The organism is Streptomyces sp. NPDC059564, assembly GCF_042735575.1.
Taxonomy (GTDB): Bacteria; Actinomycetota; Actinomycetes; order Streptomycetales; family Streptomycetaceae; genus Streptomyces.
Window position 1 is genome coordinate 1 of the sequence record NZ_JBHWBP010000271.1, and the last position, 10,603, is coordinate 10,603.

Here is a 10,603-nt window from a genome sequence, read left to right on the forward strand (position 1 = left end):
CACCGAGGAGCCGGCCGTGACGGAGCTGCCCGTCGCGGCCGCGGTGTGAACGCGCCGACGGGGGCGACGGCTCCCGCGACGACGGCTCACAGGGGGCCGGCCCCCGGCCCGGCGGCCCCCGGCGCGACGGCGACCGCCCCGGCGGCGACCGGCCGCACGACGACCGACCGGGCGCCGGACGCCGGCCGGACCGCCGACCCCGGCCCCGACCGGCTCCTCCTCCCCCGCCCCCTCTCCGGCCCCGGCCCCGCGCACGCCGTGCTGGTGGCGGCGACTCCGCAGCTGTGGCTGGTGGACACGACGGCCTACCGGGAGCACGCGGTCCGCCACGCACCCGGCACCCTGGACTCCCAGGAGCTGGCCCGGGCCGCCGAGTTCGCCCTCGCCGCCGACCGGGACAGCTACGTCTGCGCGCACGTCGCGCTGCGCCGGCTGCTCGGCGCGTACCTGGGGCTGGCCCCGCGCGAGGTGACCGTGGAGCGGGCCCCCTGCGCGCACTGCGACGAGCCGCACGGGCGGCCCGTACTCCCGGGCGGGGCCCTGCACTTCTCGCTCTCGCACTGCACCGGCATCAGCCTGCTGGCCTTCGCGGACGCCCCCGTGGGCGTGGACGTGGAGGAGCTGGTGCGGCCCGACGTGATCGCGGAGACGGCCGATGTCCTGCACCCGCGGGAGGCCGCCGAGATCGCCCTGCTGCCCGCCGGGGAGCGGCCGCTGGCCTTCACCCGGGTGTGGACCCGCAAGGAGGCGTACCTGAAGGGGCTGGGGGTGGGGCTCTCGGAGGATCCGGCGGCGGACTACGTCGGCTCGGGCCCGGTCCCGGCACGGATGCCGGGGTGGTCGTTGTCGGACGTACGGGTCCCGGAGGGGCACTGCGCGGCGCTGGCCCTCCGGCATCCGCCCTACACCTAGCGGTCACCTGTGACATGTGAAATATTACCTGCGCTCCGAGCCACGGACCGAACTCCCCGAAAGGTCACCTCCGTTGCGCAGACTTGTCGCGACGGGAGCGGCGATATCCCTCGCCGCCCTCGCCCTCCTCTCCTCCCCCGCGGCGGCCGCCGCACCGCCCCCCGCCCCGCCGACGGCCGCGGGCGGCCCCGGGGCCGAGCACGCCGCCGCGCCGCCGCCCGCCCCGCTCGAACTCCAGCGCCAGGCGCTGCGCCGCCAGGCCCTGGAGGAGGTCGCGGCGGGCGGCGCCGCGGCCGGCCTGCGGGCCGAGGCCGACGGCACGCTGCCCCGTACCGCCAAGGTCGGCCGGCAGTACGTAGAACTCGCCCAGGAGCGCAAGGACAAGGTCTTCGTCATCCTCGCCGAGTTCGGCGACCAGACGGACCCCCGCTTCGGCGGCACCCCCGGCCCCCTGCACAACACCATCGGCAAGCCCGCCAAGGACGACAACCACACCCTGTGGCGGGGGGACTTCGACCGGGCCTCCTACCAGCGGCAGTTCTTCTCGACCGACCCCGGCTCGGCGAGCATGCGGGCCTACTACCGGGTCCAGTCCTCCGGCCGCTACGACATGGACGGCACGGTCACCGACTGGGTCAAGCTCCCCTACAACGAGGCCCGTTACGGCACCGACAACTGCACCGAGCCCGGCCAGTGCCGCACCAACTGGGACATGATCCGCGACGCCACCGAGGCCTGGTACGCCGCCGAGCGCGCGAAGGGCCGTACGCCCGAGCAGATCAAGGCGCAGCTCGCCGAGTACGACGTGTGGGACCGCTACGACGCCGACCACGACGGGAACTTCGACGAGCCCGACGGCTACCTCGACCACCTGGTCGTGGTGCACGCGGGCAAGGACCAGACCTGGGGCGGCGGCGCCCAGGGCAAGGACGCCGTCTGGGCGCACCGCTGGTTCGCGTACTGGAACCAGGCCGGCAGCGCGGGTCCCGAGGGGAACAAGGCGGGCGGCACGCCGGTCGGTGACAGCGGGATCTGGGCCGGGGACTACCTCACGGGCGGCGAGAACAGCGGCGCCGGCCTGTTCTCGCACGAGTTCGGCCACGACCTCGGGCTGCCGGACCTGTACAGCTCGGACGGGGACAACTCCGTCAACTTCTGGTCGCTGATGTCCTCGGCGTCCTACCTCGGCAAGGGCCCGAACACCACCGGGGAGATCCCGGGCGACCTCGACCCGTGGAGCAAGCTGCAGCTGGGCTGGCTCGAGTACACGGAGGCCGACGCGGGCCGCCGCACCCGGGCCGTCCTCGGCGTCTCCGGCTACAACACCCCCGACCCGCAGGCCCTCCTGGTCCACCTGCCGCCGTCGGTGACCCGCACCGAGCTGGCCGACCCGTACGAGGGTGCGAGCCAATGGTGGAGCGGCACGGGCGACTTCATGGACAACACCCTGACCCGCACGGTCGACCTCCCGCCGGGCGGGGCCACCCTCTCGGCCCGGGTCTGGTACGACACGGAACAGGACTTCGACTTCCTGACGGTGGAGTCCTCGGTGGACGGCGGCCGGACCTTCGCTCCGCTTCCGGGCACGGTGAACGGCGCCCCGATCCCGCCGAAGGGCCTCTCGGGCACCTCGTCGGGCTGGGCCGAACTCGCGGTCCCGCTCGGTCAGTTGTCGGGAGGTACGGTCCACCTGCGCCTCCGTGCCACCTCGGACGGCAACACCCACGGCCGGGGCGTGGCCTTCGACGACATCCGGATCACCGCGGACGGCGGCCGTGAGCTGCTGCGCGACGGTGCGGAGCAGGGCGCGAACGGCTGGACCGCGCTCAAGTGGTCCCGTACGGAAGGCCGGACGGGCAGCGAGCAGCACCCGCGCGCGTACTTCGTGGAGAACCGCCGTTACACCGGCTACGGCGCGCTCCTGAAGACCGGCCCGTACAACTTCGGCTTCACCGGGGACAAGGTGGAGTTCTACCCGTACCAGCAGGGCGTGCTGGTCTGGCTCTGGGACACCGCGTACAGCGACAACACCACGAAGGCCCACCCGGGCGGGGGCCTCCTCCTCCCGGTCGACGCCCGCCCGGAGCCCCTGAAGTTCGCGGACGGCACGCTCCTGGGCGCCCGCGCCCAGACCTTCGACGCCCCGTTCTCGACGCGCCCGACGGACCGGGTGACCCTCCACAAGGCGGGCGCCCCGCTGGTGATCCCCTCCCGCCCGGGCGTCGCGGTGTTCGACGACCACCGCGGCTCGTACTGGAACGCGGAACTCCCCCAGCTGGGCGTCAAGGTCCCCGACACGGGCACCCGCATCCAGATCCTCAAGGAATCCGCCACCCAGGCCACCGTCCAGCTGAGCCCCTCCACCCCCTGACCCCGCCCGGGCCTCCTCCCGGAGGAGGAGGCCCGACCGGGTCGCGGGTCCCGGGCGGGAGGGGCGGCCGGGACCGGGGTCCTCGGGCACGCAGGCGATGTGCCGTGCGGGGGCGGGTTCCTAGCCTCGGGGCATGCGATCACACGAACCAGTCGCTCACCCCGTCGCTCACTCCATCGCTCACTCCGTCGCGCGCCGCGCCTGCGCCGTGAGCCTCGCCCTCGCCGCCTGCCTCACCGCGTCCCCCGCCGTGGCCGCGTCGCCCGCCGCGCCCACCGACGCACCGCTCGACCGCTACCACCGGCAACAGCTCTCCTGGGGCAGCTGTGTCAAGGGCCCGGACGACACGACGGGCCGCGATCTGGACCAGGCCGGTGTCCGGTGCGCGGACGTGAGCGTGCCGCTGGACTACGCCGACCCCGGGGGCCGCACGATCACCGTGGCGGTATCGCGGCTCAAGGCCACGGACACCCGCCACCGCATCGGCTCGATCCTGCTGAACAACGGCGGCCCGGGCGGACCCTCGGTCCAGTCGCCTCCGGACGTCCGCAAGGCGATGAAGGAAGTCGGCGCGCGCTACGACATCGTCGGCTTCGACCCGCGCTTCGTCGGCCGCAGCACCCCACTGGACTGCGGCTGGCCCGTCGGGTTCGCCTGGTTCTCGGCCGGCGCCGGCCGGGCGGGCTTCGACCGCCAGGTCGCCCTGCAGAAGGACCTGGCCGACAAGTGCCGCGCCGCGGACGCCTCGGTGCTCCCGCACATCAGCACCCGCAACACGGCCCGCGACATGGACGTCATCCGCGGCGCGCTCGGCGAGCGGAAGATCTCCTACCTGGGCTACTCGTACGGCACGTATCTGGGCACGGTCTACACCCAGATGTTCCCCGGCCGCTACGACCGCGTCGTGCTCGACGGAGCCGTCGCCCCCGGCGACTACCGCCCCCGCCTGCTGAAGGGCTCCGAGCGCGAGAACGAGAAGGCCCTCTCCGACTGGGCCGCCTGGGCGGCGGAGCGCCACGACACCTACCGCCTCGGCCGCACCCGCGCCGAGGTGCTCGCCACCGTCGACCGCGTCGTAGCGGCGTCCGCGCGCACCCCCCTCACCATCGGCGTCGGCGCCGACACCTTCCGGATCGACGACACCCAGGCACCGGTACTCCTCTTCACGGGCGTCGCGGACGACACCGATCCGGCCCGGGCCTCCCTCGGCGACCAGCTCTCCGTACTGAACAGGGCCGCGGAGGGAGCGGCGCCGACCGCGCTGTCGCCGGAATTCGCCGCCGGGCTTCGCTACCTGCTCCGCGGCGGGGACGGGCCCTCGGGCGTGCAGAACGCGATCATCTGCGGGGACGGGGCCGCCCCGCGCGATCCCGAGCTCTACTGGCGGGACATCGAACACAGCCGGGCCGCGCACCCCCTGTTCGGCCCGCTGACCAACAACATCGGCCCGTGCGCCTTCTGGGACCGGCCGCGCGAAGAGCCCACCCGGGTACGGCACGACGCCCCGGCCCTGATCGTGGCCGCCACCGGCGACCCGCGCACCACGTACAGGAGCAGCGTCGAGCTGCACCGCCTGCTGCCGAGCTCCAGGCTGCTCACCCTGAAGGGCGCCAACCGGCACGCCCTCTTCGGCCTGTACGGCAACACCTGCGTGGACGACGAGGTCAACACCTACCTGGCCACCGGCAAACTGCCGGCGAAGGACCGGACCTGCGTCAAACAACCCGGCTAGCGCTCAGCCGCGTCAGCCGCGCGGGAGGACCGTGGAGAGGACCTGCGGGAGCGGGTACCAGTCCGCGGAGGTGATCGAGGCGTGGTGGGTGGCCATCAGGGCCACGCGGGCGCGGGCCTCGGCTTCGGTGGGGTGGACCGCGTCGATGGCCGGGGCGACGTTGTGGGCGTCGGTGGCGATCAGGAAGTAGTGGTTGCGGTCGTACCAGGCCGTGTCGATGGAGCCGGAGGCGTACGCGCTCGCGTCGCCGTCGAAGACCACGAACCAGGGGCGGAGCGTGGGGTCCGCGTACCGGTTGCGGGGGTCGCCCGCCTCGGCGCGGTGGACGGCCGGGAAGGCGGCGGCCTGGCCGAGGCGGCCCGACGCGGCGAGCCCGCGCAGGTACTCGGCGTACTCGCGGTCCGTCCAGAGCTTGTCGGCGCTGTTGCCCTCCTCGACGGTGCCGGGGATCAGCTCGACGAGGAACTTCCCGGCCATCGCGGAGCGGGCCGGCCAGGCTCCGGCGCGGGCGGCGGTGTCCAGGTCGGGGTGGCCGGCGGCGAGCTGCGCCGGACGGTACAGGGCGTCGCCGAGCTTCCCGGAGAGCAGCGCGTCGAGGTCGGCGGGGCCGCGGCCCAGATTGGCGGCGAAGCCGTCCTTCAGTTCCAGCTTGAGGACGACCGGGCGGTGGCCGGGGTGGGCGTCGTGCCAGCTGCGGATGTCGGAGAGGCAGCCCGCGAGGTTCTGGTCGCGGGACTTGGTGCGCAGCTGGGCCGGGCTGGTGGCGTTCTCGCAGTTGCTGTTGTTGCCGAAGGGGTTGTCGTGGGAGACCCGCCACGAGCTGCCGAAGAAGTTGGTCCACACGTCCAGCTCGAGCATGGCCGCGCCGGAGTCCAGGGCGTCCGCGAAGTAGGGGTACTTGGCCTTCTCGTACGCGTTGTGCACCCCGACGCCCGTCGAGCCCGCGTACGGCAGGTCCCCCGTGCCCGCCGCGCCCGCCGGGGCCGCGGCGCCCAGGGCGAGGCCCAGGGCCGCGAGGCAGGCCACCGCCGCGCCCGCCGTCCGCTTCCGTATGCTCATGTTTTCGACTCCCGTCCGCCCGTCCGACTGTCCGGCTCAAGTCGGCTGGAGCGTAGGGGAGTTGGATGACGGGCGGAAGGACGGCAGATGGCGGCCGGCGCGCTGTGAGGACCGACACGTTCCGATTCGGGAACTCCTGTCGCCTTTGTACCCGTCGGACGGAGCAACGGATGATCCTCAAAGGCGGGAGCGTCGCATGTTCGGCAAGGTGGGCGGCAGGACGGTACGGGTCTGCGTGCTGGCCGGGGTCTGCTGCACCCTGGTGGCCGCGGGCGTGGCGTACCGCGGGGAGCTGCGCTCGCTGATGGGGCCCGTCGCCGAGGGCGACCCGGCCCGCGGCCGGTACGTACAGGACGCGGGGATCGCCGACGAGGCCGCCGCGACCGCGCTGGAGGGGCTCACCGAGCCGGCCGGGGCCCGCGAGGAGGCCCGGATCCTCGCGGAGACCGCCCCCGCCACCACCCCCTGGCGGCCCTCCGACCCGCTGGAGGCGCGGACCGCGCCCGCCGAACCGGCGATCGGGGCGCTGTTCTCCCCCGGCACGGACTGGGACTCCGACCACCACTGCTCCGCCAGCGTCGTCCACTCCCCCGGCGGGGACCTCGTCGTCACCGCCGCGCACTGCGTGTACGCGGGCGGCTTCCGCACCAACCTCGCCTTCGTCCCGGGGTACGAGGACGGCAGGGCCCCGTACGGCGTGTGGGTGCCGACCCGCGTGTACATCGACCCCCGCTGGGCGCAGGACGCGGACCCCGACCACGACGTGGCGTTCCTGCGGGTGCGGCGGCCCGGGCATCCCGGGCAGCGGCTGGAGGACGTCACGGGCGCGCAGACCATCCGCTTCGGCCTGCCGCTGCCCGCGCCCGCCCGCCTGGTGGGCTACCCGAACGACGCCGAGCAGCCGCTGGCCTGCTCCAACACCGCCGTCGCCGACGGGCCGACGCAGCTGCGGCTGGACTGCGCGGACGTGCCGAACGGCACCAGCGGCGGGCCCGTCCTGACCGGCGGGCACACCCTGGTCGGGGTGATCGGCGGCCGCGACGGAGGCGGCGACGAGGAGACCTCGTACAGCAGTTACTTCGGCGACGACACCCGCGCCCTGTACGAGCGGGCCGTCAAGGACACCGCCTCCTAAGGCGAACGGTGGTGGGGCGGGTAGGCCGGGGACTGCGGGGAGCCGGGCAGGCGCCACTTGGACAGGACCCGGAGCACGGTGCCCGGGCCGAGCAGGGCCGTGGGCGGGGTGGTCAGGGAGAGCACCCCGAAGAAGGACGCGGAGATCGCGGCGTCGGTGTTGGCCCCGACCATCACCCGGGACATGTAGTGCTGGAGGATCCTGGTCGCCCGGTCGGGCGGGGGCCCCTCGGTGCCCGGGTAGCGCAGGTCCTCGCTGGTGGCGATCTGCCAGGCGACGGAGGCCGCCAGCGCGGTACGCCGCTGGACGGACCGGCACGCGGCCGGTATCCGGTCGGCGGCCAGCCCGGCGAGGGCCTCGTCCAGGGCCTGCGCCCCGAGCGCGGCGACGGTCATCCCGTGTCCGTACACGGGGTTGAACCGGCAGAGCGCGTCCCCCGCGACGAGGAGGCCGTCGGGCCGGCGGTCCACGCGCTCGTAGTGGCGCCATTCGTTGGCGGTGCCCCGGAAGCCGGTGGGCGCGGACAGCGGTTCGGCCTCGTGGATGGCGTCGTAGAGGGCGGGACTGCGCAGGCGGCGGGCGAACTCCAGGAAGTCGGGGTCCTTGGTGGGCGGGGCGTGTTCCCCGTTGCCGATGAGGGTGACCAGCCAGCGGTCCCCGTCGATCGGCACCAGCACGCCCCCGCGCGGGCTGTCCGGGCGGCCCTGGACGTACATGCCGCGCCAGGCGCGCGCCGGGTCGGGCGGGGTGCGGTAGGTGCGGCTGGAGTAGCCGAGGTGGGAGTCGTAGCGGGTGACGGGCGGGGCGGGGTAGCCGAGGGCGGCCAGCCAGGCCGGGGTCTTGGAGGTGCGCCCGGTGGCGTCGACGACGAGCCGGGCCGGCAGGGGGCCGTCCCCGCGCAGGGTCACCCCGGCGACGGAGCGGCCGTCGGCCCCGGCGAGGAGCCCGGTGGCCAGGCGGCCACCGAGCACCCGTATCCGTCCGTCGCGCAGCACGGCCCGGCGCACCGTCCAGTCGATGAGCTCCCGGCTGGCGAGCAGCACCCGGGCGCCGGGTACGGGACCGAACCAGTCGGCCGGGCTCAGCCACAGGAAGTCGCGCGGGGACTCGGCCACCACGGCGCCGGCCGCCGTCAGCTCCTTGGTGATGCCGGGCAGCAGCCGCTCCATCACGTCCACGCCCCGCGCCCACAGCACGTGCACGTGCCGGGACTGCGGAACTCCGGGCCTGAACCGGGGCCCGTCCTCGGGCAGTTCGTCCCGTTCGACGACGGTGACCCGCGCGAACCGCTCCGCGAGCACCCGTGCCGTCAGCAGTCCCGCGAGCCCCGCGCCGAGGACCACGGCATGGTCGCGGCCTTCTGGGTGGTTGTCCGGAGTGTCGTCCATGGTGACGAGTGTCCGGCGGCCGCAACCCCGGGGATGAGACCCCGCCCGGGGCGGACGGATGCACGCCGGGGGCGGACGGGGGCACGCGCACGGGACCCCGCCACGACGGGGTGCGACCGACGTGACGGCGCCTGCGGGCCGCCGGGAAGCGCGCGTTCCCTGCGGAACCCCGCCTCCGCCTGAGGATCCTCAGCGCGGCAGCGACGCGTACGAGACCCCCGTGAGCTTCTCGGAGGCGGCCCAGAGCCGTTCGCCCGCCTCGTCGTCCAGGGTCCGCTTCGCCCGCCAGGAGGGTGCGGGGGCGCCGCGCCAGCCGAGCCGGGGGCCGAAGAACGCGTCCTGCCCGACTCCGGGCGCGGTGGCCGCGTAGAGGGTGGGCAGGGCGCCCGAGGCGGCGGGTTGCGCGATCAGGCTGTTGCCGAGGGCCATGACGCGGGAGCCGAGCGTGCGGCCCTCCTGGACGGAGGCCCCGGCGTGCAGGTTGGTGCTGGCGTAGCCGGGGTGCGCGGCGGCGGCGGTGATCGTGGATCCGGCGGCGGTGAAGCGGCGGCCGAGTTCGTGGGTGAAGAGCAGGTTGGCGCTCTTGGAGCGGCCGTACGCGGTCCAGCGGCGGTAGCCGTCCGCGCTCCGGGCGGGATCGGGGTCGAGGTCTTCGGGGCGTACGTCGCCCAGGACGTGGAACCCGCTGGAGACGTTGACGATCCGGGCGCCGGGGCCGGCGGCCCGCAGCCTCGGCAGCAGCAGGCCGGTCAGGGCGAAGTGCCCGAGGTGGTTGACGCCGAACTGCGTCTCGAACCCGTCGGCGGTCCGCCCGTAGGGCAGCGCCATCACCCCGGCGTTGTTCACGAGGAGGTCCAGGCGGGCGTGGCCCTCCCCGAAGGCCCGCGCGAACTCCCGTACGGAGGCCAGGTCGGCCAGGTCCAGCGCCGCGAACTCCACCTCCGCGCCGGGCACTTCACCGCGCAGCCGGACCACGGCGGCCCGGCCGCGCGCGGCGCTGCGGCAGGCCAGGGTCACGGCGGCACCCCGGCGGGCGAGCTCGCGGGCGGTGACGTACCCGATGCCGCTGTTGGCCCCGGTCACGACGGCGGTCCGGCCGCTCTGGTCCGGGATGTGCGTAGCGCTCCAGGCGGTCACGGCGACTCCCTCGCGGATGTACGGGCTCCGGCACTCGCCGCCACCCTACTCAGCCCCCTCGGCGTCACCCCACGGGGCCCGGGGACCGGCACGCGCCCGGCGTCGGCCGCCCCGGCGTCGGGGGCACCACCGGCCGGGGGCCGCCCGGCAGGGCGGTGGCGCCACCATCCCGGGTCCGCCCTGCGGGGCCCTGGCTCCGGGGGGCCGGTGGGGGCGGCGGTAAGCTGCGGAGCCGTCCCCGCGCGTTCCCTTCTCCCGTCCCCGAGGTACTCCGCCGTGAGCTCCGCAGCACCCCCCACCCCCGTGACGGTGGTCGGCCTCGGCGCCGACGGCTGGGCCGGGCTCAGCTCCGGCGCGCGCTCCGCGCTGGCCTCCGCCGAGGTGCTGATCGGCGGGCCCCGGCAGCTGGACCTGCTGCCGGCCGGGCCGTGCGCCGGGCTGCGGGTGGCCTGGCCGAGCCCGCTGCGCCCGGCCGTGCCGAAGCTGATGGCCGAGCACGCGGGGCGCCGGATCGCGGTGCTGGCCAGCGGCGACCCGATGTTCTACGGGATCGGCCGCGCGCTCTGCGAGGAGCTGGGCGCGGACGCCCTGCTGGTCCACCCGCACCCCTCCTCCGTCTCCTACGCCTGCGCCCGCCTGGGCTGGCCGGTGGAGGACACCGAGGTGGTGACGGTGGTCGGCCGCCCGGTGGCCCGCCTCGCGGCCGCCCTGCACGAGGGCCGGCGGGTGCTGGTGCTGAGCGCCGGCGCGGGCAGCCCGGCCGAGATCGCCGCCCTGCTGCGCGAGCGCGGCTTCGGCCCGAGCCGGATGCGGGTGCTCGAACAGCTGGGCTCCGAGCACGAGGACGCGTACGAGGGCACGGCCGCCCC

8 protein-coding genes are annotated in these 10,603 nt (G+C 75.1%); 5 read left to right on the forward strand and 3 right to left on the reverse strand.

Going from position 1 to position 10,603, the window contains the following annotated elements:
* The 3 genes from ACFV0Q_RS31215 to ACFV0Q_RS31225 all read left to right on the forward strand — a co-directional run.
* The coding region (locus ACFV0Q_RS31215; protein WP_385009823.1) for a 4'-phosphopantetheinyl transferase family protein at positions 1–912 on the forward strand (912 nt) is incomplete at its 5' end.
* 73 nt (positions 913–985) lie between these two features.
* A complete protein-coding gene (locus ACFV0Q_RS31220; protein ID WP_385009825.1) occupies positions 986–3,283 on the forward strand; it encodes an immune inhibitor A domain-containing protein in 2,298 nt (765 codons plus the stop codon).
* 133 nt (positions 3,284–3,416) lie between these two features.
* A complete protein-coding gene (locus ACFV0Q_RS31225; RefSeq protein ID WP_385009827.1) occupies positions 3,417–5,015 on the forward strand; it encodes an alpha/beta hydrolase in 1,599 nt (532 codons plus the stop codon).
* A 12-nt stretch (positions 5,016–5,027) separates the two neighbouring features.
* On the opposite strand, the gene ACFV0Q_RS31230 is transcribed toward ACFV0Q_RS31225, so the two are convergent.
* Entirely contained in the window at positions 5,028–6,074 is a 1,047-nt protein-coding gene (locus ACFV0Q_RS31230; RefSeq protein WP_385009828.1) for a phosphatidylinositol-specific phospholipase C domain-containing protein, read from the reverse strand.
* Positions 6,075–6,270: 196 nt separating this feature from the next.
* Here ACFV0Q_RS31230 and ACFV0Q_RS31235 point away from each other — a divergent pair, with 196 nt between their 5' ends.
* Positions 6,271–7,209, forward strand: a complete 939-nt coding sequence (locus ACFV0Q_RS31235; RefSeq protein WP_385009830.1) for a trypsin-like serine peptidase — start codon at positions 6,271–6,273, stop codon at positions 7,207–7,209.
* Here ACFV0Q_RS31235 and ACFV0Q_RS31240 read toward each other — a convergent pair.
* Together ACFV0Q_RS31240 and ACFV0Q_RS31245 are read right to left on the reverse strand one after the other, a co-directional pair.
* Positions 7,206–8,597 carry an FAD-dependent oxidoreductase gene (locus tag ACFV0Q_RS31240; protein WP_385009832.1) on the reverse strand — a complete coding sequence of 464 codons (1,392 nt, stop codon included), beginning with the start codon at positions 8,595–8,597 and terminating at the stop codon, positions 7,206–7,208. The genes ACFV0Q_RS31235 and ACFV0Q_RS31240 overlap by 4 nt on opposite strands.
* 189 nt (positions 8,598–8,786) lie before the next feature.
* On the reverse strand, positions 8,787–9,734 hold the full coding sequence (locus ACFV0Q_RS31245) for an oxidoreductase (protein ID WP_385009834.1): 948 nt from the start codon (positions 9,732–9,734) through the stop codon (positions 8,787–8,789).
* A 276-nt stretch (positions 9,735–10,010) separates the two neighbouring features.
* Here ACFV0Q_RS31245 and cbiE point away from each other — a divergent pair.
* A partial coding sequence (gene cbiE, locus ACFV0Q_RS31250) for a precorrin-6y C5,15-methyltransferase (decarboxylating) subunit CbiE (protein ID WP_385009836.1) occupies positions 10,011–10,603 on the forward strand: 593 nt, incomplete at its 3' end.